This window comes from Serratia quinivorans (genome assembly GCF_946227985.1).
Classification (GTDB): Bacteria; Pseudomonadota; Gammaproteobacteria; order Enterobacterales; family Enterobacteriaceae; genus Serratia; species Serratia quinivorans_A.
On sequence record NZ_CAMKGL010000008.1, the window covers coordinates 75,247 to 98,215 of the forward strand.

Below are 22,969 nucleotides of genomic sequence, written 5' to 3' on the forward strand. Positions count from 1 at the left end.
TGCCTGGCCCAATTTCCCTTGACTGATATCACGCAATATTATGAAAAAACTCACTATTGGCTTAATAGGAAATCCTAATTCCGGCAAGACCACGCTGTTTAATCAGCTTACCGGGGCGCGCCAGCGGGTTGGTAACTGGGCGGGGGTGACGGTAGAGCGTAAAGAAGGCCTGTTCACCACGCCGCAATCCCAGGTCAAACTGGTCGATCTGCCCGGCACCTACTCCCTGACCACCATCTCGGAGCAAACCTCCCTCGATGAACAGATCGCCTGCCACTACATCCTGAGCGGCGACGCCGATCTGCTGATCAACGTGGTCGACGCTTCCAATCTGGAGCGCAATCTATACCTGACGCTGCAACTGTTGGAACTGGGCATTCCCTGCATCGTTGCGCTGAACATGCTGGATATCGCCAGAAGCCAGAAAATTGATATTGATATTGCCGCACTGTCCGCACGCCTCGGCTGCCCGGTGGTACCGCTGGTCTCCACCAAGGCCGACGGTATTGGCGTACTAAAGCAAATGATCGACAATCATCAGTTCAACGAATTGAAGGCGCTGGTGCTCTACCCACCGGTGCTGCTGAAAGAAATGACCACGCTGAGCGACGCGATGCCGCAAAACCTGCCGAGCGAACAGCGTCGCTGGTTGGCACTGCAAATGCTGGAAGGCGATATCTACAGCCATACCTTGGCCGGCCCGGCGGCGGCCCTGCTACCGGCAGCCAAAGAGGCGCTGCGACAGCAGCAACAGGAAGACCCGGCACTGGTGATCGCCGATGCGCGCTATCAGTCAATCGCCACCCTGTGTGACGCCGTCAGCAATTCTCAGCAGGCGATGCCAAACCGCCTGACCGAGGCATTGGATAAAGTGATCCTCAATCGCTGGCTGGGGGTACCTATTTTCCTGCTGGTGATGTATCTGATGTTCCTGCTGGCGATCAACATCGGCGGCGCGCTACAGCCGATTTTCGATATTGGCTCAGCGGCCATCTTTATCCAGGGCATTCAATGGGTGGGCTATAACCTGCACTTCCCGGAATGGCTGACCATTTTCCTGGCGCAAGGGGTCGGTGGCGGTATCAATACCGTGCTGCCGCTGGTGCCACAAATCGGCATGATGTATCTGTTCCTGTCATTCCTTGAAGACTCCGGCTACATGGCGCGAGCGGCCTTCGTGATGGATCGCCTGATGCAGGCACTCGGACTGCCGGGTAAATCTTTCGTGCCGTTGATTGTCGGCTTCGGCTGTAACGTGCCCTCCATCATGGGCGCACGCACGCTGGATGCTCAGCGCGAACGCCTGATTACCATCATGATGGCCCCCTTCATGTCCTGTGGTGCCCGGTTGGCAATCTTCGCCGTCTTTGCCGCGGCCTTCTTCGGCCAGGACGGAGCGGGCGTGGTGTTCTCCCTGTATATGCTCGGCATTGTGGTGGCGATCCTCACTGGGCTGGTGTTGAAGTACACCATCATGCGCGGCGAAGCCTCCCCCTTCGTTATGGAGCTGCCGGTCTACCACGTGCCGCACCTGAAAAGCCTGCTGCTGCAAACCTGGCAGCGACTGAAAGGCTTCGTCCTGCGTGCCGGTAAAGTGATCGTGATTGCCAGCATCTTCATTGGCGGCCTGAACAGCTTTTCGTTCAGTGGCAAGCCGGTGGATAACATCAATGACTCCGCTCTGGCATCAGTGTCCAAGGTGCTGACACCGCTGCTGCAGCCAATGGGCGTACACAATGATAACTGGCAAGCCACCGTCGGCCTGGTCACCGGGGCCATGGCGAAAGAAGTGGTGGTCGGCACGCTGAACACGCTGTACACCGCCGAACACATCAATAACACCGAGTTTGACGCCGCCAACTTTAACCTGCTGGACGAACTGGGCGGTGCCCTGGATACCACCTGGCAGGGTTTGAAAGACACCTTCAGCCTGAGCGTGCTGTCCAACCCGATTGAGGCCAGCAAGGGTGACGGGGAAATGGACGTCGGTTCGATGGGCGTGATGAGCAGTAAATTCGGTTCAGGAGTCTCCGCCTACAGCTACCTGATTTTCGTGTTGCTGTATGTCCCCTGCGTCTCTGTCATGGGGGCTATCGCCCGTGAATCCAGCCGCGGCTGGATGACCTTCTCCATTCTCTGGGGGCTGAATGTCGCTTACTCGTTGGCCACGCTGTTTTATCAGGTCGCCACCTTCAGCCAGCACCCACAGTACAGCCTGACGGCGATAACCATCGTGGTGCTGTTCAATGTGTTGATCCTGTTCGGCCTGCGCCGGGCGCGCAGTCGGGTAACGGTACGTCTGGGCAACGTCACACCCGCAGCCTGCTGTCAGGGTGCCAAGGGCAACTGTCACTGATGGCCGGCCTGTTGCAGATCCGCGATGCATTGGCGCTGCACGGCAGCGTGCAGGCGCTTCAACTCAGCCGTCAGTTGGCGGCTCCGCTGCCGTTAGTGCAGGCAATGCTGGAGCGTTTAATCGCGATGGGGAAAGTGGAGCGAATCGAGCAGGATAATAGCGCCTGCCTGAGCGGCAGTTGCAAAAGCTGCCCTGAGGGCCAGAAGTGCAGTACGGTGGTCTATCGTTTGAAGTCGTAAAGAAGGATCGGGGCGCGGCACAGGCGCGCCCCCTGTTTAATCAGTCGTTATTTCTTGTCTTTATACACGTCAGCAATCGCGCTGAACTTGCCGTGTTCACGGCCTGCCAGAATAACGTAGTATTGGCCGCCTTTTTCATCAGCCAGTTTGGACAGTTCTTCTTTTGCGTCCATTGGCGACGTGGTCTGTGCGGTAGTGGTCACTGAACCCACTTTCTCGTATTTACCCGGATTCTTGTCCAGATCTTCCTTGGTCAGCAGGGTCGCGGCCATGGAGCTGAAAGACACTGAACCTACAACTAACGCGGCAATAATCATTTTCAAAGATTTCATTACAATACCTCTCAATGGATAATTTATTTATTATGAAAACTGTCCAGGGTAAATGCGTCATAACACCGGCTGCCGTGACATCTTCTGACCTCGCTGCTTTCCCTGACGAGAGCCGTTTTCCCAGAGACGAAACGCCAAAGTAAAAAAACCATGAACGGTTTTTTCATTTCCCAGCCAACGCAGTTACCCCACTAAGTATCGGACAGGTTTATTTTTTATCCACTAAGCGGCTATTTTTTTAACGCTTTATTGTGCGTTTTCGCGGCGGATCCCACTTTCGGCCACAAAGGTGCAGATAATTTCAGCGAATTCCTCAGGCTGAGAAATAAATGGCGCGTGGGCCGCTTTCGCAATGATGATTGACGGCGAGTGTGGCCAACTGACGTCGAGCAATTCAGCGACCTTGCGCGGCACTAATCCGTCCAGATAACCGTAAACCCGCAACAGGGGTAGTGACAGCTGCGCCAACGACTGACGGAGGTCGGCAGTCCGCAGTATTTCAAGGCCGCCGTTCAGAACTTCAACGCTCGGGGTCGGCTGGTTAAGCACCACCGATTTCAGCAAGCGGGCGTCCTGCCGCGCACTTTCCGTGCCCAACGTTTGTAATGCCAGAAAACGCTCTACGGTGCGCTGGAAATCCTGGCTCAGCTGATGCTGAAAACCGCTTAGCACCTCCGGGCGGATCCCCGGCCAATCATCCTGTGCAGCAAAACATGGCGAAGAAGCTACGGTGATCACCCCATGCACCCGTTGCGGCTGCGTCAACGCAATCTGGCTTGCCACCAGCCCACCGAGCGACCAACCCAACCACCAGGCCTGCGCCGGCGCGGCATCCAACACAATTTCCGCCATTTGCTCAAGCGACATGGCAGCAAACCCCTGGCTGCGGCCATAGCCCGGCAGATCGACCAGATGCAGGCGAAAATGCGGCGTCAGCCGCTCAAGCATGCAACTCCACACTTCCGCGTTCAGCCCCCAGCCGTGCAGCAGCACAAGATCGCGGTCGCCTTCACCTATTGTTTGCCAGTACAACGCTGTCATCGGTTATTGTCCTTTCATTCTCATCCGTCAGGGAGGACGGCTATGCTAACAATCTACAGCCGCTGTTGGCTATGCCGACAGCCATTACGCCTCAGCCATCATGGCATCTGCAGCTATTGTTTGCGCCACCTGCCGGCCAAGCCCCTATGCTGCCCCCGCTGCGGCCTGCCCGCCGGCGATGCCGCATTACCCTGTGGCCGCTGCCTGCAGCAACCGCCCCCCTGGCAGGCATTGGTGTTCGTCAGCGACTATCAGGCCCCGTTGCGTCAGCTAATCAAGAAATTCAAGTTTCAGCAAACGCCAGAACTGGCGCCGCTGCTGGCACGGCTCATTTTGCTAAACTGGCAACAAGCGCATCGAGAGCAGTATTTGAACAGACCCGATGTGATTTTAGCGGTACCCTTGCAGGCAAAACGTTGCTGGCGACGCGGCTATAACCAGAGCAGCCTGCTGGCACGGCCGCTGGCTTACTGGTTGGGCTGCGACTACCGCCCCGCCGCCCTGAGTCGGGTACGCAAAACCGCCCCACAGCAAGGGTTGCCGGCCCGCATGCGGCGGCGTAATCTGCGCGGAGCATTTCGTTGCCATGAATCCCTCGAAGGCCGACATATCGCCCTGCTGGACGATGTGGTGACGACGGGCAGCACGGTGGCGGAAATTGCCAGGTTGTTGCAGCGGCAGGGCGTGGCATCAATACAGATCTGGTGCGTTTGCCGCACGTTGTAGTGCCACGGCAATGGGCGTATTATAACCTAGTATTAAAGTCAACTATTTGAACTAACGAGCTAATGCCATGATTCGTATAACAGATACTGCACAGGAACACTTTGCCAAACTGCTGGCAAATCAAGAGGAAGGCACCCAAATCCGCGTATTCGTGATCAACCCGGGTACGCCTACGGCCGAATGCGGTGTCTCTTATTGCCCGCCGGACGCGGTTGAAGCGACAGACACCGAGCTGAAGTTCGAAAAGCTGTCCGCCTATATCGACGAACTGAGCAAGCCTTATCTGATTGATGCCGAAATTGACTTCGTCACCGACCAACTGGGCTCGCAGCTGACGCTGAAAGCGCCAAACGCCAAAATGCGCAAAGTGGACGACAATGCCCCGCTGATGGAGCGCGTTGAATACGTACTGCAGTCACAGATCAACCCACAGCTGGCAGGCCACGGTGGCCGTGTGACGCTGATGGAAATCACTGATGACAGCCTGGCGATCCTGCAGTTCGGTGGCGGCTGTAACGGTTGTTCCATGGTCGATGTGACCCTGAAGGAAGGCATCGAGAAAGAGCTGCTGCAGAAGTTCCCTGAACTGAAAGGCGTGCGCGATTTGACCGAGCACCAGCGCGGCGAGCACTCCTATTATTGATCCCCTTCTTACTTGAAGTTGCAGCGTTGTTGGCTGCGTGCGCTCACCCCAGTCACTTACGAAAGTAAGCTCCTGGGGATTTACGCACTTGCCGCCTAGCTGCAACGCCAATTAATTTGGGTATCCGCCCATTAAGGATGAGAATCTTGGTTCTCAGATTTCATCTTTAATGAAATCTTGCATCCATAATTACCCTACCGACACCTTACGCCGCCGCTTGTCTAAATCCTTCAGTAAGCGATTGACGTGTTGGTCGGCAAACATCTCCTCCAGCGTTTGGGTCAATTTACGCCGCCAGTTCGGGTACTGACTGCTGGTACCGGGAATATTGACCGGATCCGCCATGTCCAGCCAGTCTTCCGGCTGCAGACCCAGCAACGCGCTGGCGCTGTCGGCAACGTAACGCTGCAAGCCCCGGTTAAGCAACGGGCTCATCTTCAACAACGCCGCCTTTTTTCCTACCTTTTGCGGCACACAACCATAGTGGTGCAGCCCGTCCAGCAATCCCTGCTTGGCACGTTCGCGGTCGGCAAACAGCCCTTTGAGGATCTCCGCATCCGGATACAACCCCAGTTGGTTGCCCAACTGCAGGTCACCACTTTGCCAATAGCCGCGCAGCGTCGGCAGATCGTGCGTGGTAATGGTCGCCATGGCCTGCACCGGATAGGCCTGCGGTGCGCGGAAGTGGTTCTCACCGTCACGTTCGAAATACAGCACCTTATAGGAATAGACCCCGCTGTCGCGCAACTTCGCGACAATCTCAACCGGAACGGTACCGAGGTCTTCGCCAATCACCATACAGCGGTGGCGTTGGCTTTCCAGCGCCAGCACCGCCAACAGGTCATCCACCGGGTATTTCACATAGGCACCGTGAACCGCCGTTTCACCGTAGGGGATCCACCACAGGCGCAGCAACGCCATCACATGATCAATGCGCAATGCACCGCAGCTGGTCATGTTAGCGCGCAGCAGATCGATAAACGGCTGGTAGCCACGCGCCGCCATCACATGCGGGTCCATCGGCGGCAGGCCCCAGTTTTGCCCGAGCGGCCCCAGAATGTCCGGCGGTGCGCCCACCGAGGCTTTCAGACAATAAAGATCCGGCTCGCACCAGGTTTCCGAACCCCCTTCCGCCACGCCGACCGCCAAATCGCGATACAGGCCAATTGGCATCTGCTGTTGCTGGCTCAGGCGGAAACAATCGGCGAACTGGCTGGCGGCCAGCCACTGCAGCCACAGGTAAAACTGCACCTGATCCTGCTGTTGCTGACAAAATTGCTGCACCGCAGCGCTGTCGCCCTGTTGATATTGCTCCGGCCAGGCCGGCCAGCCCCACAGGCTGCTGTCAATGGCTGCCAAATGGGCATGCAGCGCATCAAAGGCCGCCTGCTGATACAGGCTGTCACCGCCGTCGAGAACAAACTGCTCAAATGCCTGGCGCTGCTCGTCACCTGCTTTGCGCGCCTGGAACTGCGGGAACGCCAGCTTCAGCGCCGCCAGCTTAAGCTGCGTCACCGTGCTGTAATCCACCTGTTCAGTGCTACGCGCTGCGGCCAATTTTTTCTGCGTGGTCGGTTTCAACCACCATTGCTGCGCGGCATCGTTACGCTGGAAATCTTCCACCGCGTTCACATCGATATAAATCACGTTCAGCCAGCGGCGCGATGACGGGCTGTACGGGCTGGCGCTTTCCGGGTTGGCCGGATACAGCGCGTGGATCGGGTTCAGGCCAACAAAAGCACCACCTCGTTCACCGACCTGCTCTACCATCTGGCGCAGATCGCCAAAGTCACCGATGCCCCAGTTGCGATCGGATCGCAAGGTATACAGCTGGACGCAAGCGCCCCACAGCTTCTTTCCGGTCAGCAAGGCATCCGGTTCAAAGCAGCGTTTCGGTGCCACGATCAGCCGACATTGCCATTGTTGCTCGCCCTGCTTCAGCGTCAGTTGGTGATAACCCGGCGGTAACTCGCTCGGCAGGGTAAAGGTTCTACGCGCGCTGGCACGTCCCTGTAGCTGGCCACCGTCTTCGCGTTGCAGCGTCCACAGATACTCGCCGCTGCCTGCCAGCGGCAATGCCACCGGCGCCCCCTGATAGAAGACCTTCACCGCCGGTAGCGGCAGCACTGCGGCCTCCAGCGGGGTCGTACTGCGCCCCATGGCGTCCAGCAGTCGGCGCTTGGTGTCCTCAGCGATCGCCTGCTGTTGACCGTGGGCATTAATATAATCGGCAGCGATACCCGCCTGAGCGGCCGCCTGATCGATGACCTTGTGATCCATTCGTTCTCCTTAACGCTTGGCTTGCCAGATACGCTGCTGGTAGTCACGGATCGAACGATCCGAACTGAACATACCGACACGCGCGGTGTTAAGAATAGTACGGCGCGTCCACTCATCACGGTCACGGTAGAGTTCATCTACCTGCTGTTGAGCTTTGCAGTAAGAAGCAAAGTCCGCCAACACCAAATAAGGGTCGCCGCCTTCCAGCAGGCTGTGCAACATCATGTCGAAAGCATGCTTGTCGCCGTGGCTGAAGACACCGCTCGCCAGTTCGTCCAGGATAGCCTTCAGGTGCTTGTCTTTCTTGCGATAGCTGAGCGGATCATAGCCTTTCGCCAGCAGCGCCTTCACCTGATCCACGGTGTTACCGAAGATAAAGATATTGTCCTCACCCACCTGTTCGGCAATTTCCACGTTGGCACCATCCAGGGTGCCGACGGTCAGCGCGCCGTTCAACGCCAGCTTCATATTGCCGGTACCGGAGGCTTCTTTACCGGCGGTGGAGATCTGCTCGGAAATATCCGCCGCCGGGATCATCAGTTCAGCCACAGACACGCGGTAATCAGGAATAAACGCCACTTTCAGTCGATCCTTCACCAGCGGATCGTTATTAATCTTTTCCGCCGCCTGATTGATCGCGTAAATGATGTTTTTCGCCAGGTAGTAGCCCGGTGCCGCTTTGGCACCAAACAGGAATACCCGCGGCACGATATCGAGTTGCGGGTTATCACGCAGTTGGCGATACAGCGACAGAATGTGCAGCAGGTTCAAATGCTGGCGTTTGTATTCGTGCAGGCGTTTGATTTGTACGTCGAAAATCGCGTCCGGATTAAGCGTCAGCCCCATCACGTCGTGTACATAGTTGGCCAATACGACCTTGTTATCGCGTTTGATCTGCTGATAACGCTGGCGGAACGCCGCATCATCGGCGTATTTCTCCAGCCCTTTCAGGGCATCAAGGTCGTTCGCCCACTCCACCTTCAGCGTTTCATCAATCAGCCCTGATAGCGCCGGATTACACTGCTTCAGCCAGCGGCGTGGCGTAATGCCGTTGGTGACGTTATGGAATTTGTTTGGCCACAGCTGGTGATATTCCGGGAACAGGTCTTTCACCACCAGATCGGAGTGCAGCTGGGCCACGCCGTTAACTGCAAAGCCACTGACCACGCACAGGTTAGCCATGCGCACCTGTTTATCATGGTGAACCGCCAGCTTGGCCCACACTGCATCGTCACCCGGCCAGTGTTTATCCACCAGCTTTTTGAAGTTGGCGTTGATCTGCTTGATGATGGAGAAATGACGCGGCAGCAGGCTGCGCACCAGCTTCTCATCCCAGCACTCCAGCGCTTCCGGCATCAGGGTATGGTTGGTGTAGGCGAAGGTTTTGCTGGTAATCGCCCAGGCGGCATCCCAATCTAACTGATGCTCATCAAGCAGAATGCGCAGCATTTCCGGAATAGCGATGGTCGGGTGGGTATCATTGAGCTGGATAACTTCGTACTTCGGCAGGTCCTCAATCTTGCGGCCCGCCAAATGGTGTTTACGCAGAATATCGGCCACCGAACAGGCACACTGGAAGTATTGCTGCATCAGGCGCAGGCGCTTGCCCGCCTGGTGGTTGTCATTCGGATACAGTACCTTGGTCAGTTTGGCGGCTTCCACGCCCTGCTTCTCCGCCTGCAGGAATTTACCGTCGTTGAAATCGCTCAGATCAAACGGATGTTGATGGGTGGCCTGCCACAGGCGCAGCGGCTGAGTCACACCATTACGAAAGCCCAACACCGGCAGATCCCAGGCTTCACCGCGCAGGGTAAACTCAGGGCGCCACAGTTCGCGGCCATCGGCCAGTTTCTCCAGTTTCCCGCCGATCCCAACATCCACCGACAGCGCCGCATTGTGGCGGAACCACGGGTAGCTTTCGCGCTGCCAGTTGTCCGGGGCTTCTTGCTGCTGGCCGCCGCTAAATGACTGACGGAACAGCCCATACTGGTAATTCAGCCCGTAACCGGTGGCTGGCTGCTCCACCGTCGCCATCGAATCCAGGAAACAGGCCGCCAGGCGCCCCAGTCCGCCATTGCCCAACGCCGGATCGGTTTCCTGCTCCAGCAGATCCGCCAACTTGATATCCTGTTCCGCCAATGCCTGTTCGACGGTGTCGTACCAGCCCAGGTTAATCAGGTTGTTAGCCGTCAGACGGCCAATCAGAAACTCCATCGAAATGTAGTTCACATGGCGCAGCGACTTATTGCTTTTACGCGGAGCCGGTTGTGCAGCAAGCTGCTCGGCCAGTGCGCGGCTGACCGCTTCCCACCATTGGTGCTGGGTCATCTGTTGTGCAGAACTGAGGCCAAACTGTTGCCACTGACGGGTCAGTGCCGCCAGAAAAGCATCCTTTTTGAGCATAGGCTGTGACATAAGGAAAACTCTCTATCCAGTAAGTGGGTCAAATTACCGTTATCGTGCCGGGGAGAAACAGTGAAGGCATCATCCCGCCTGGGGATTAGCTGGGGAGGAGGATTGGGGCGTAGCTAAAAGTGTGATCTCAGGCACTTTTTGACTCCCTTGCATCATGCAAAAAAGCCCACCGACGAAGGCAGCGAGCACCGAGAATAAGGTGAAAACTTGTTCAATGACGTTAGCATAGTTATTGCAGCGGCTATAGTGTTGCACACAGCCGGAAATGCTTTTCTGCATCTGTGTCACCAAAGCGTGCCACCGCGCCGCTATTGCGCAGGGATTTGCCTGCAAACGTAAAAAAGTGTGATCAATAGCAATTTAACTCCAAGTCAATGCCGAACCTTGTTGCAATACGTTTAACGTTGTCAGAACTTAGGAGGGGGATTAATTACGAGCCATAAAATAATTAACCTCACTCCGATCCCGGCAGGCGTCACGATGAAAAAAAACGCCATCGGGCAGGCCTACGGCGGCGGGAACCGCGCTTTTCACTCTGGAATACTATGCTGATCCCATCAAAACTGAGCCGTCCGGTACGGCTGCAAAATACCGTGATCCGCGATCGCCTGTTGGCCAAACTTGCCAGCACGGCCAACTATCGTCTGACATTGGTCAATTGCCCAGCGGGATACGGAAAAACGACGCTGGTCGCACAATGGGCGGCCGGCAAATCAGATTTGGGCTGGTACTCGCTGGATGAAAGCGACAACCAGCCCGAGCGTTTCGCCAGCTATCTGATCGCCGCCCTGCAACTCGCCAGCGGCGGCCACTGCGTGAAGAGCGAAGCACTGAGCCAAAAGCATCAGTACGCCAGCCTGTCGGCGCTGTTTGCCCAGCTGTTTATCGAACTTTCCGACTGGCACCAGCCGTTGTACCTGGTGATTGATGACTACCACCTGATCACCAACGATGTCATTCATGAAGCCATGCGCTTTTTCCTGCGCCATCAGCCGGAAAATTTGACGCTGATCCTGCTGTCCCGCACCCTGCCGCCGCTCGGCATTGCCAATTTGCGCGTGCGCGACCAACTGTTGGAAATGGGTACGCAACAGCTGGCATTTACCCATCAGGAAGCCAAACAGTTCTTCGACTGCCGTCTGGTGGCACCAATGGAATCGCAAGACAGCAGCCGCCTGTGCGATGAGGTCGAAGGTTGGGCCACCGCGCTGCAGCTGATCGCGCTGTCCGCCAGACAGTCGACCTCCTCCGCCCAACAGTCCGCCAAGCGCCTGGCCGGGCTGAATGCCAGCCACCTGTCGGATTATTTGGTGGACGAAGTGCTGGATCACGTCGACGCCGATGCGCGCGCCTTCCTGTTGCGCTGCTCGGTGCTGCGCTCCATGAATGATGCGCTGATCGTGCGTCTGACCGGCGAAGACAACGGCCAGCAACGGCTGGAAGAACTGGAGCGTCAGGGGTTATTTATCCACCGCATGGACGACAGCGGTGAATGGTTCTGCTTCCATCCGCTGTTCGCCACCTTCCTGCGTCAACGCTGCCAATGGGAACTGGCGCTGGAGCTGCCCGGCTTGCACCGTGCCGCCGCCGAAGGCTGGCTGGCGCTGGGTTACCCGGCAGAGGCCATTCACCACGCGCTGGCCGCCAGCGACGTCAGCATGCTGCGCGACATCCTGCTACAGCACGCCTGGTCGCTGTTTCATCACAGCGAATTGGCCTTGCTGGAAGAGTGTTTGAATGCGCTGCCGTATGAACGGCTGATCCAAAACCCCAAGCTGGCGCTGCTGCAAGCCTGGTTGGCACAAAGCCAACACCGCTACAGCGAAGTAAACACCCTGCTGGAACGCGCCGAACAGGCGATGCGCGAGCAAAAAATTGAGGTCGATCGCACCTTAGAGGCCGAATTTGACGCCCTGCGCGCCCAGGTAGCGATCAACGCCGGTAAACCCGAAGAAGCCGAACGCCTGGCGACCGAGGCGCTGAAGTTCCTGCCACTTTCCAGTTATTACAGCCGCATTGTCGCCACCTCGGTAACCGGCGAAGTCCATCACTGCAAGGGCGAACTGGCCCGTGCACTGCCGATGATGCAGCAAACCGAGCAGATGGCGCGGCGCCATCAGGCTTACCACTATGCGCTGTGGGCACTGTTGCAGCAGAGCGAAATTCTGATCGCTCAGGGTTTCCTGCAGGCCGCCTTTGAGACACAGGACAAGGCGTTTGAACTGGTACGTGAACAACACCTGGAACAATTGCCGATGCATGAGTTCCTGCTGCGCATCCGTTCACAAATCCTGTGGTCATGGTCACGGCTGGACGAAGCGGAAGATGCGGCCCGCGAAGGTCTGAAAATTCTGGCCAACTACCAGCCTCAGCAACAGTTGCAATGCATCGCCATGCTGGCCAAGTGTTCTCTGGCTCGTGGCGATCTGGATAACGCCAATGCGCACATGCAACGTTGCGAAGTGCTGCTGCACGGTACCCAGTACCATCGCGACTGGCTGACCAACGCCGACAAACCGCGGGTGATCCACTGGCAGATGACCGGCGATACTACCGCCGCAGCCCAATGGCTGCGCCAGACTGAAAAGCCGGGCATGGCGGATAACCACTTTATGCAGGGCCAGTGGCGCAACATTGCCCGGGTACAAATCATGCTGGGCCAGTATGAAGAAGCCGAAGTGGTGTTGGATGAACTCAACGAAAACGCCCGACGTCTGCGGCTGGTCAGCGATCTGAACCGTAACCTGTTGCTCAGTAACCAACTTTACTGGCAGATGGAACGCAAAAGCGACGCGCAAAAGGTGCTGATGGAGGCGCTGTCACTGGCCAGCCGCACCGGATTTATCAGCCACTTCGTCATTGAAGGTGAAGCGATGGCGCAGCAGCTACGCCAACTGATCCAGCTCAATACGCTGCCGGAGCTGGAAAACCACCGCGCCCAACGTATTCTGCGCGACATCAACCAGCATCATCGGCATAAGTTTGCGCACTTTGACGAGAACTTCGTCGATAGGCTACTTACCCACCCACAGGTGCCGGAACTGATCCGCACCAGTCCGCTGACGCAGCGCGAATGGCAGGTGCTGGGGCTGATTTATTCCGGTTACAGCAACGACCAGATCGCCGGCGAATTGGCAGTGGCCGCCACCACCATCAAAACCCATATTCGTAATCTGTACCAGAAGCTGGGCGTGGCCCACCGCCAGGAAGCAGTGCAGCAGGCACAACAGCTGCTGAAGATGATGGGATATGGTGCTTAAAGCCCACAACGTCGCTCTGGTCTTAATTGCCTCGGAGTTGGCTACAATAGCGACATTATCTAATTATGAGGCAGTCGGAAGTCATGGAACAGTTTGAAGCGATCAACGTTGAGCAGGCATACCGCCGTTGGAAAGACGGCAGTGCCGCCTTGGTTGATATCCGCGATCCGCAGAGTTTTGAAGCCGGGCACACGCCGGGCGCTTTTCATCTCACCAACGCCAACCTGCAGACTTTTATGCAGCAGAATGATTTTGAACGACCGGTGATGGTGATGTGCTACCACGGCAACAGCAGCCGCAGCGCGGCGCAATACCTACTGCATCAGGGGTTTGACGCGGTATACAGCATCGACGGCGGTTTTGAAGCCTGGGCGCGTCAGTATCCGCAGGACGTTGAAACCTCCGCATAATCCTCTTCCCGCCCGCTGCGGCGGGTTCTTTTCTCGCGCCGTTAGTGAGTGTTTTTACTGGTATTTCGCAGATCCTTTGCCTGCGCTCAGGATTTCGACGCTATAATCGGCCGTCAACGCCATCGGGTCACCGGCGGCTAAAATCATTCACTTAGACGGAAGAGCAATGGTTAGAGTAATCGCCGTATCCAACCCCCGCCTGGCGCAGGCCTTTGTCGACTACATGACGACACAGGGCATTGAGCTTAGGGTGCACAATACCGGCGAGGCGGCGGAAATCTGGCTGGCAGACGACAGCCATCTGGAGCAGGTACAGCACGAACTGCAGCAGTTCCTGATCGACCCGCTTAACAGTCGCTATCGCGCCGCCAGTTGGCAGGCCGGCAATACCGATGCCGACCTGCACTATCAGGGCTTTTCCTATCTGCAAACCCTGCGCAGCAAGGCCGGGCCGCTGACGCTCGGCGTGATGGTATTGTGCATTGCAGTATATATCCTGATGCAGGCGCTGGGCGATAATACGGTGATGTATTGGCTCTCCTGGCCGCAAGACAGCAGCCAGTACCTGCAGCTGTGGCGCTGGGTCAGCCACGCTTTCCTCCATTTTTCAGTGCTGCACATCACCTTTAACCTGCTGTGGTGGTGGTATCTCGGCGGCCCGTTGGAAAAACGTCTCGGCAGCGGCAAACTGTTCGTGCTGGCAGTGGTCTCGGCCTTCTTCAGCGGCTGGGCGCAGTCACTGTTTAGCGGTGCCCTGTTCGGCGGCCTGTCCGGCGTGGTCTACGCGCTGATGGGTTACTGCTGGCTCAGCGGCGAGCGAGCACCGGAACGCGGTCTGATGCTGCCGCGCGGCCTGATGGTGTTTTCCGTCCTGTGGCTGGTGGCCGGATATTTCGATATTTTAGGAATGTCGATCGCTAACGCGGCACACGTGGCCGGTTTAGTGTTAGGGTTATTGATGGCATTTTGGGACACGCGTCATCGCGCGCACAACGAACAATAACAGCCAGGTACAAGCCAGGCGTTTTAGGGGATTACCGTGAAGCAAACACAGCGTCATGACGCTATTATCGAGCTGGTGCGCCTGCAGGGTTATGTCAGTACCGAAGAGCTGGTCGAACATTTTGACGTTAGCCCGCAAACGATTCGCCGTGATTTGAATGACCTGGCCGATCAGAACAAAATCCAACGCCACCACGGTGGGGCAGCCTTGCCTTCCAGTTCGGTCAATGCCGCCTACAACGATCGCAAAGTGATGTGGTCGGAACAAAAAGCGCGTATCGCCCAACGCGTCGCCAGCCAGATCCCGGACGGCGCCACGCTGTTTATCGACATCGGCACCACGCCGGAAGCGGTCGCCCATGCGCTGATGAATCACAAGAACCTGCGCGTGGTGACCAATAACCTGAACGTCGCGACTTTGCTGACCGCCAAGGAAGATTTTCGTCTGATCCTGGCCGGTGGCGAGGTGCGTACCCGCGACGGCGGTATCATGGGTGAGGCCACGCTGGACTTTATCTCCCAGTTCCGTCTCGATTACGGCATTCTTGGTATCAGCGGCATCGATATGGACGGCTCGCTGCTCGAATTCGACTATCACGAAGTGCGCACCAAACGCGCAATTATCGAAAACTCTCGCTGCGTGATGTTGGTCACCGACCATTCCAAATTCGGCCGCAACGCGATGGTTAACCTCGGTAATATGAACCTGATCGACTACCTGTTTACCGATCAACTACCGCCGCCAAGCGTGATGAAAATCATCGAGCAGTACGACGTACAACTCGAGCTTTGCTAAGTCTTTTTCACCACACTTAATCCCAGCGGTGCTGCCTGTCGCGCCCGTCATGCCTACCGTTTTATACAGGGTTCAGTCTACTGGACCCTGTAATTCCTGACTGAAATACCCCTCCTTTTTGTATAACTACTATCATCAAACTGTTACCTCTATCACGCCTAAATGTTTTTGTTTGGTTAAGTCTTGGCTTGTTTGTTGGTTTTTGATTACAATCATGAGCGAAAACGAACATGAAAGAGCTATTTCGAACATCTGGAGGAAGTTGACGTGGAAACCAAAGACTTGATCGTTATCGGTGGCGGCATCAACGGTGCCGGCATCGCGGCCGATGCTGCCGGGCGCGGGCTGTCCGTTCTGCTACTGGAAGCGCAAGACTTGGCCTGTGCTACGTCTTCCGCCAGTTCCAAACTGATCCACGGCGGCCTGCGCTACCTGGAACACTACGAATTCCGTTTGGTGAGCGAAGCACTGGCCGAACGTGAAGTATTGCTGCGACTGGCACCGCATATCGCCTTCCCAATGCGTTTTCGCCTGCCGCATCAGCCGCACCTGCGCCCAGCCTGGATGATCCGTATTGGCCTGTTCCTGTACGATCACCTGGGTAAACGCACCAGTCTGCCAGGCAGCAAGGGTTTGCGCTTTGGACCAGAATCGGTGCTGAAGCCTGAATTGAAGCGCGGTTTCGAATATTCTGACTGCTGGGTCGACGATGCTCGCCTGGTGGTACTCAATGCCCAAGAAGTGGAAAAGCGCGGTGGCGAAGTGCGCACCCGCACCAAAGTGACCCGTGCATGGCGTGAAAACGGCCTGTGGATGGTGGAAGCGGTCGACGTCGACAGTGGCAAAACCTTTACCTGGCGCGCCAAGGGCCTGGTCAACGCCACCGGTCCATGGGTGAAGCACTTCTTCGACGATGGTCTGAAGCTGAAATCCCCTTACGGCATCCGTCTGATCAAAGGCAGCCACATCGTGGTGCCGCGCGTACACGATCAGCCACAGTCCTATATTCTGCAAAACGAAGACCACCGTATCGTTTTCGTGATCCCATGGAATGACGAATTCTCGATCATCGGCACCACCGACGTGGAGTATCACGGCGATCCAAAAGACGTGAAGATCGACGATAACGAAATCAACTACCTGCTGAAAGTGTATAACGACCACTTCAAGAAGCAGTTGGGCCGCGACGATATCGTCTGGACATACTCTGGCGTGCGTCCGCTGTGCGACGACGAGTCCGACTCACCGCAGGCGGTGACCCGTGATTACACGCTGGACGTGCATGACGAGCAGGGTAAAGCACCGTTGCTGTCGGTATTCGGCGGTAAACTGACGACCTACCGCAAGCTGGCTGAGCATGCGATGGAAAAACTGGCACACTACTACCCTGGCTGCGGCCCGGCGTGGACCAAAAACGGTTCGCTGCCAGGTGGTGATATCGGTGGCGATCGCGACAGCTACGCCGCAAAACTGCGCCGTGAACACAATTGGTTGCCGGAATCCCTGGCACGCCGCTTTGCACGCACCTACGGCAGCCACAGCGAGCTGATCCTGGCCAATGCCAATAGCCTCAGCGACCTGGGCGAAGATTTCGGTCATGGCCTGCATGAAGCCGAATTGCGCTACCTGATCGACAAAGAATGGGTTGTGGAACTCGATGACGCTATCTGGCGCCGTACCAAGCTGGGTATGTGGTTGGACGAAGCGCAGCAGGCACGGGTAAAAGCCTGGCTGGCAGAACACGCGAAAGCGAAAACCCTGTCTCTGGCATCGTAACTCGCCAAAGGTAAAAAGGGCCGGATTTCCGGCCCTTTTGTATTTACAGCTTGATAGGCTTGATGTGCCAGATCTCGTCCGCATACTCCTGAATGGTGCGGTCGGAAGAGAAGTAGCCCATGTTAGCGATATTCAATATTGCCCGCCGCGTCCAGTCATCCTGATTGCGATACACCTCATCCACCTTGTCCTGCGTATCCACATAGCTGCGGTAATCGGCCAGCAGTTGATAGTGATCGCCCAGGTTAACCAGTGAATCAAACAGGTTGCTGTAGCGCTTTGGCTCCTCAGGGCTGAAAGCACCGGTGGCGATCTGGGTCAGCGCCTGATGCAGCTCGGGATCCTGCTCATAGTAAAGATGCGGGTTGTAACCGTTGCGTCGCAGCTCCTCTACCTGTTCGGCAGTATTGCCGAAGATAAAGATGTTCTCCTCCCCCACGTGTTCCAGCATCTCTACGTTGGCACCGTCCAGCGTACCGATAGTCAGCGCACCGTTAAGCGCAAACTTCATATTACTGGTGCCGGACGCCTCGGTGCCCGCCAGTGAAATTTGCTCGGAAAGATCCGCCGCCGGAATGATCATCTGCGCCAGACTGACGCCGTAGTTCGGGATAAACACCACTTTCAACTGCGTATGCACGCGCGGATCGTTGTTGATCACCTTGGCAACATCGTTGATCAAGCGAATGATCTGCTTGGCAGCGTAATAGGCCGAAGCCGCCTTACCGGCAAAGATAACCACTCGCGGCACCCGCTCGGTTTCCGGATCCTGCAGCAGCCGGTTATACAATGTGATCACGTGCAGCACGTTGAGCAACTGCCGTTTGTATTCGTGAATACGCTTGATCTGTACGTCGAACAACGCATCCGGGTTGACCACCACATTCAGTGTCTTGGCGATGTAAGTGGCCAGTCGTTCCTTGTTCTGTCGTTTGGCGGCCTGAACTGCCTGCAGGAAGCTCGGGTAGTCGACGTTGGCCTTGATCTCGCTCAGTTGGCTGAGATCGGTGCGCCAGGTCTGGCCGATACTGTCATCGAGTACGGCGGATAACGGGCGATTCGCCAGCCCCAACCAGCGGCGTGGCGTAACACCGTTGGTTTTATTGCAGAAGCGATCGGGGAAGATATGGGCAAAATCGGCAAACAGCGATTGCACCATCAGCTCGGAATGCAGTGCGGAAACGCCGTTAACCTTGTGGCTGGCCACCACCGCCAACCACGCCATACGCACCCGACGCCCATTGGTTTCATCAATGATCGACACCCGCGCCAGCAGGTCATTGTCACCCGGCGCGACTTCCTGCACGTGTTTGAGGAAGTGATCGTTAATCTCGAAAATCAGCTGCAGGTGACGCGGCAGGATCCGGCCGATCATATCCAGCGGCCAGGTTTCCAGCGCTTCGCTCATCAGCGTGTGGTTGGTATAGGAGAACACCTTTTCCACCACAGCCCAGGCATCCAGCCAACTGAATTTATGCTCGTCGATTAGCCGGTGCATCAGTTCCGGGATCGACAGTACCGGGTGAGTGTCATTCAGGTGGATGGCAATCTTGTCTGCCAGGTTGTCGAAGCTTTTATGCATCGTCCAGTGGCGGTTGAGGATATCCTGCACCGTGGCCGACACCAGGAAATACTCCTGCCGCAGGCGAAGTTCGCGCCCGGAATAGGTGGAATCATCCGGGTACAGCACGCGTGATACGTTCTCCGAGTGGTTTTTATCCTCAACGGCCGCGAAGTAATCACCCTGGTTGAATTTACCCAGGTTGATTTCATTACTGGCCTGGGCGCTCCACAACCGTAGGGTGTTAGTCGCATCGGTATCAAAACCGGGGATCACCTGATCGTAAGCGGTGGCAATAATCTCTTCGGTTTCTACCCAACGCGCCTTGGCACCTTCCTGTTGGATACGGCCGCCAAAACGCACCTTATAGCGCGTGTTGTGGCGTGGGAATTCCCACGGGTTGCCATATTCCAGCCAGTAGTCCGGCGATTCCATCTGCTGACCGTTGACGATATTTTGTTTGAACATGCCGTATTCATAACGAATACCGTAGCCACGTCCCGGCAGCGCCAGCGTCGCCAGCGAATCCAGGAAACAGGCAGCCAACCGCCCCAGGCCACCGTTGCCGAGGCCCGGATCGTTCTCTTCCTCCAGCAGTTCGCCCAGGCTCATCCCCATCTCATTCAATGCGTCGTCAATATCCTGATAAATGCCCATCGACAGCAGGGCGTTGGACAAGGTGCGGCCAATCAGGAACTCCATCGACAGGTAATACACCTGACGCACATCCTGTGAAAGTTGCGCACGGTTAGAACGCAGCCAGCGTTCCACCATACGGTCGCGAACCGCAAACAACACGGCATTCAGCCAGTCATGCTGGTTGGCAATTGCCGGGTCCTTGCCGACAATAAACATCAATTTATAGGCGATGGAGTGTTTCAGCGCTTCAACACTGACCGTGGGTGAGGTGTAACTAATCGGTGAAGTCATAGCTTTTCGATCCCAATTTCGTGGCTGCCCGTCGCCTTTCAAGCCGCAGCGTTGTTACCTGCTTTACAAGACCCATCCGTGGGTCTTGCCCCTTTCGGGGCCGCTGCAAGCAGCGTTCAAATCTGTTCCCGACAGATTTGTCACCCCAGTTACTTACTAAAGTAAGCGCCTGGGATGAGTAAGCTGGCCGCCTAGCTGCAACTTGAAATTCATAGGGCATTACAATAGGTGTTGATATACCCAAAATAATTGGCGCTGCATCAAGGCGGCAAAGGAACTTATCCCGATGAGCTTACACTGGTAAGTGATTCGGGTAAGTGAGTGCAGCCAACACAGAGGCAGCGTCAAATATGACGGGAATAAAGCGACAGGTATTCCTGTGCCGCAACTTGCCAGCCAAAATCCACGCCCATGGCGTGGCGCTGGACGTGACGCCAATGCTTGGGTCGGCTCCACAGCACCATGGCACGCCGGATGGCGTTAGCCAGTGCGGCGGCGTCACAATCATCAAAGACAAATCCGCTGGCGCTGCCGTCGGCCAGGTTCTCCAGCGCGCAGTCCACTACCGTATCCGCCAACCCACCGGTGCGGCGCACCAGCGGCAGCGTGCCGTATTTCAGGCCATAGAGTTGGGTCAGCCCGCAGGGCTCGAAACGGCTCGGCACCATAATCACATCGGCCCCGCCGATGATCCGGTGCGAGAAGGCCTCGTGGTAACCAATCTGCACGCCAACCTGTTCAGGATAGTCGGCGGCAGCGGCCAGAAATGCCTGCTGCAATACCGCATCACCGGCCCCTAACAGCGCCAGTTGGCCGCCCTGCTCCAGCAGCGCCGGCAGAGCTTCCAGGACTAAATCCAGACCTTTCTGGCTGGTCAGACGGCTGACGACCGCAAACACCGGCAGCGACTCATCCACTTTCAGTCCCATGGCTTTTTGCAGGTGCAGTTTATTCTTGGCCTTGTTTTTCAGATTGTCAGCGTCATAGCGCGCAGTCAGGCGCGGGTCGTGGGACGGATCCCAAATCTTGTCATCCACGCCGTTAAGAATGCCGCTAAGACGCCCCTGCCGCTGGCGTTCCTGCAACAGCCCTTCCATGCCGTAGCCGAACTCCGGCCGGGTGATCTCACGCGCATAGGTCGGGCTGACGGCGGTGATATGGTCGGCGTAGAACAGACCGGCTTTCAGGAATGACATCTGGCCGTAAAACTCCAGGCCATAAATGTTGAAGAACGAAGGCGGCAACCACAGCTCCGGTACGTGATGGGCGGAGAACAACCCCTGGTAGGCCAGGTTGTGCACGGTGAAAACAGAACGTGCCGGGTGGCCGTTAGCCGCCAGATAGGCGCAAGCCAGCCCGGCGTGCCAGTCATGGGCATGCACGACCTGTGGCCGCCAGTAGCGGTCCAGCCCCTTGGCCAGTTCGCAGGCCATCCACCCCAACAGGGCAAAGCGCCGGTGGTTGTCGGAATAGGCATTCATGGATTGGTCGTGATAAGGGCTGCCAGGGCGTTCGTACAACCAGGGTGCGTCGATCAGGTAGATGCCCACACCGTGATAGGTACCGTAACGCAGGCCGACCCGGCCGGCGAACGAATCGATTTCCGCCACCAGCACGGAGTCCGGTATACCGTTACGAACGTCAGGGAAAGCGGGCAATAACACCCGAACATCGCCGCCCTCGGCGATTTGAGCCGCCGGTAATGCGCCAACCACGTCTGCGAGCCCCCCGGTTTTCAACAGGGGGAACATTTCAGAACATACGTGTAAAACCTGCATTATCACTCCTGAGAGTCGGCAAAAAATGCCTCTGGATAAGAAATAAAGCAGGCTTGCCGCTGTTGTTAATCCGCGTTTTGCAAGCCATCAGTCAATCCGTTTACATGGCGGCAGGCTATCGTTCTGCCGGATACCTTAACTCACAATTTTGACAACATTTCGCGCGTGACCAACACAATGCCGCCTTCCGAGCGATAAAAGCGTTTGCTGTCCTCATCGGCGTTTTCGCCAATCACCATGCCCTCGGGGATATGGCAGGCGCGGTCAATGATGCAGCGTCGCAGACGGCAGGAACGGCCGACGTTAACGTCCGGCAGCAATACAGTAGAGTCGATGGTGCAGAACGAGTTCACGCGCACCCGCGGGAACAGCACCGAATGCACCACCACCGAACCGGAGACAATACAGCCGCCGGACACCAACGAGTTCATGGTCATACCGTGGCTACCGGAACGGTCCTGAACGAACTTGGCCGGCGGCAGTGGCTCCATATGGGTACGGATCGGCCAGGCGCGGTCATACATATCCAGCTCCGGCGTCACCGAGGCCAAATCAAGGTTGGCACGCCAGTAAGCTTCCAGCGTCCCCACGTCGCGCCAATACGGCGGCAGCTCGGGGTTGGAGGTTACGCACGACAGCGTGAACGGGTGCGCCCACGCCGCCTTCTGGGCGGTGATTTTCGGGATCAGATCCTTGCCGAAGTCATGCGTTGAACCTGGTGTCGACATGTCCTCCTCCAGCAGTTGGAACAGGTAGTCGGCGTTAAAGATGTAGATCCCCATGCTGGCCAGCGACATATCAGGGTTACCTGGCATCGGCGGTGGATTGCTGGGTTTCTCCAGGAACTCGAGGATCAGATCGTTCTCGTCCACTTCCATCACGCCGAACTCGCTGGCCTCATCGCGCGGCACCGGCAGGCAGGCAACGGTACACTGCGCCCCCTTTTCCACGTGGTCGATCAGCATGCGCGAGTAATCCATCTTGTAGATATGATCGCCCGCCAGGATCACCACATATTCAGCCTCGTAGCGGCGAATAATGTCCAGGTTTTGATACACCGCATCCGCCGTGCCCTTGTACCAGTGTTCGGTACTGAGGCGTTGCTGGGCCGGCAGCAGATCGACAAACTCATTCATCTCTTCGTTGAGGAACGACCAGCCGCGCTGAATATGCTGTACCAGGGTATGAGACTGGTATTGGGTGATCACACCAATACGACGGATCCCCGAGTTCAGGCAGTTCGACAGGGCAAAATCAATGATGCGGAATTTACCGCCAAAGTGGACGGCCGGCTTGGCACGGGTTGAGGTTAAATCTTTCAAACGCGAACCGCGGCCACCGGCCAAAATCAGGGCGACGGACTTAATCGGCAGTTGGCGTGCCAACATCAGGGGGTCTTTATTTTCAAACCTAACCATAGCTGA

General features: G+C 56.7%; 16 protein-coding genes. 9 read left to right on the forward strand and 7 right to left on the reverse strand.

Annotation, left to right across the window (positions count from 1 at the left end; all coding sequences use genetic code 11):
- Positions 1-40 precede the first annotated feature (40 nt).
- On the forward strand, positions 41-2,356 hold the full coding sequence (gene feoB, locus OCH02_RS18565; RefSeq protein WP_261432453.1) for a Fe(2+) transporter permease subunit FeoB: 2,316 nt from the start codon (positions 41-43) through the stop codon (positions 2,354-2,356).
- On the forward strand, positions 2,356-2,595 hold the full coding sequence (locus tag OCH02_RS18570) for a FeoC-like transcriptional regulator (protein WP_261432454.1): 240 nt from the start codon (positions 2,356-2,358) through the stop codon (positions 2,593-2,595). The genes feoB and OCH02_RS18570 overlap by 1 nt, the downstream gene beginning before the upstream one ends.
- A 47-nt stretch (positions 2,596-2,642) precedes the next feature.
- Here the strand turns inward: OCH02_RS18570 and OCH02_RS18575 are convergent, their stop codons facing one another.
- Entirely contained in the window at positions 2,643-2,927 is a 285-nt protein-coding gene (locus tag OCH02_RS18575) for a YdgH/BhsA/McbA-like domain containing protein (RefSeq protein ID WP_261432455.1), read from the reverse strand.
- Between the two features lie 246 nt (positions 2,928-3,173).
- Positions 3,174-3,968 carry a pimeloyl-ACP methyl ester esterase BioH gene (bioH, locus tag OCH02_RS18580; protein ID WP_261432456.1) on the reverse strand — a complete coding sequence of 265 codons (795 nt, stop codon included), beginning with the start codon at positions 3,966-3,968 and terminating at the stop codon, positions 3,174-3,176.
- 42 nt (positions 3,969-4,010) lie between these two features.
- Here bioH and gntX point away from each other — a divergent pair, with 42 nt between their 5' ends.
- On the forward strand, positions 4,011-4,694 hold the full coding sequence (gene gntX, locus OCH02_RS18585; protein WP_261432457.1) for a DNA utilization protein GntX: 684 nt from the start codon (positions 4,011-4,013) through the stop codon (positions 4,692-4,694).
- 67 nt (positions 4,695-4,761) lie between these two features.
- Positions 4,762-5,337: a Fe-S biogenesis protein NfuA gene (gene nfuA / locus OCH02_RS18590; RefSeq protein ID WP_261432458.1), complete on the forward strand. Its 576-nt coding sequence runs from the start codon at positions 4,762-4,764 to the stop codon at positions 5,335-5,337.
- Between the two features lie 189 nt (positions 5,338-5,526).
- Here the strand turns inward: nfuA and malQ are convergent, their stop codons facing one another.
- Both malQ and malP read right to left on the reverse strand, forming a co-directional pair.
- A complete protein-coding gene (malQ, locus tag OCH02_RS18595) occupies positions 5,527-7,617 on the reverse strand; it encodes a 4-alpha-glucanotransferase (protein ID WP_261432459.1) in 2,091 nt (696 codons plus the stop codon).
- A gap of 9 nt (positions 7,618-7,626) precedes the next feature.
- The gene (gene malP, locus OCH02_RS18600) at positions 7,627-10,032 is read right to left on the reverse strand and encodes a maltodextrin phosphorylase (protein WP_261432460.1); all 2,406 of its coding nucleotides are present in this window, start codon (positions 10,030-10,032) and stop codon (positions 7,627-7,629) included.
- Positions 10,033-10,577: 545 nt separating this feature from the next.
- Here malP and malT point away from each other — a divergent pair.
- The 5 genes from malT to glpD all read left to right on the forward strand — a co-directional run bounded on the left by malT (position 10,578) and on the right by glpD (position 17,276).
- Positions 10,578-13,292, forward strand: a complete 2,715-nt coding sequence (gene malT, locus OCH02_RS18605) for an HTH-type transcriptional regulator MalT (RefSeq protein WP_261432461.1) — start codon at positions 10,578-10,580, stop codon at positions 13,290-13,292.
- Between the two features lie 83 nt (positions 13,293-13,375).
- Positions 13,376-13,702: a thiosulfate sulfurtransferase GlpE gene (gene glpE, locus OCH02_RS18610; RefSeq protein WP_261432462.1), complete on the forward strand. Its 327-nt coding sequence runs from the start codon at positions 13,376-13,378 to the stop codon at positions 13,700-13,702.
- 166 nt (positions 13,703-13,868) lie between these two features.
- Positions 13,869-14,705: a rhomboid family intramembrane serine protease GlpG gene (glpG, locus tag OCH02_RS18615; RefSeq protein ID WP_261432463.1), complete on the forward strand. Its 837-nt coding sequence runs from the start codon at positions 13,869-13,871 to the stop codon at positions 14,703-14,705.
- Positions 14,706-14,741: 36 nt separating this feature from the next.
- A complete protein-coding gene (locus OCH02_RS18620; RefSeq protein ID WP_020837378.1) occupies positions 14,742-15,500 on the forward strand; it encodes a DeoR/GlpR family transcriptional regulator in 759 nt (252 codons plus the stop codon).
- 267 nt (positions 15,501-15,767) lie between these two features.
- Positions 15,768-17,276 (forward strand): glycerol-3-phosphate dehydrogenase, encoded by a 1,509-nt coding sequence (glpD, locus tag OCH02_RS18625; protein ID WP_261432464.1) that lies wholly within the window; start codon positions 15,768-15,770, stop codon positions 17,274-17,276.
- Between the two features lie 43 nt (positions 17,277-17,319).
- Here the strand turns inward: glpD and glgP are convergent, their stop codons facing one another.
- The 3 genes from glgP to glgC form a co-directional block, all read right to left on the reverse strand.
- Complete coding sequence (gene glgP / locus OCH02_RS18630) at positions 17,320-19,767, reverse strand: glycogen phosphorylase (protein ID WP_261112619.1); 2,448 nt, start codon at positions 19,765-19,767, stop codon at positions 17,320-17,322.
- 344 nt (positions 19,768-20,111) lie between these two features.
- Entirely contained in the window at positions 20,112-21,545 is a 1,434-nt protein-coding gene (gene glgA, locus OCH02_RS18635) for a glycogen synthase GlgA (protein ID WP_261432465.1), read from the reverse strand.
- A gap of 140 nt (positions 21,546-21,685) precedes the next feature.
- Positions 21,686-22,963, reverse strand: a complete 1,278-nt coding sequence (gene glgC / locus OCH02_RS18640; RefSeq protein WP_135318386.1) for a glucose-1-phosphate adenylyltransferase — start codon at positions 22,961-22,963, stop codon at positions 21,686-21,688.
- Between the last annotated feature and the right edge of the window lie 6 nt (positions 22,964-22,969).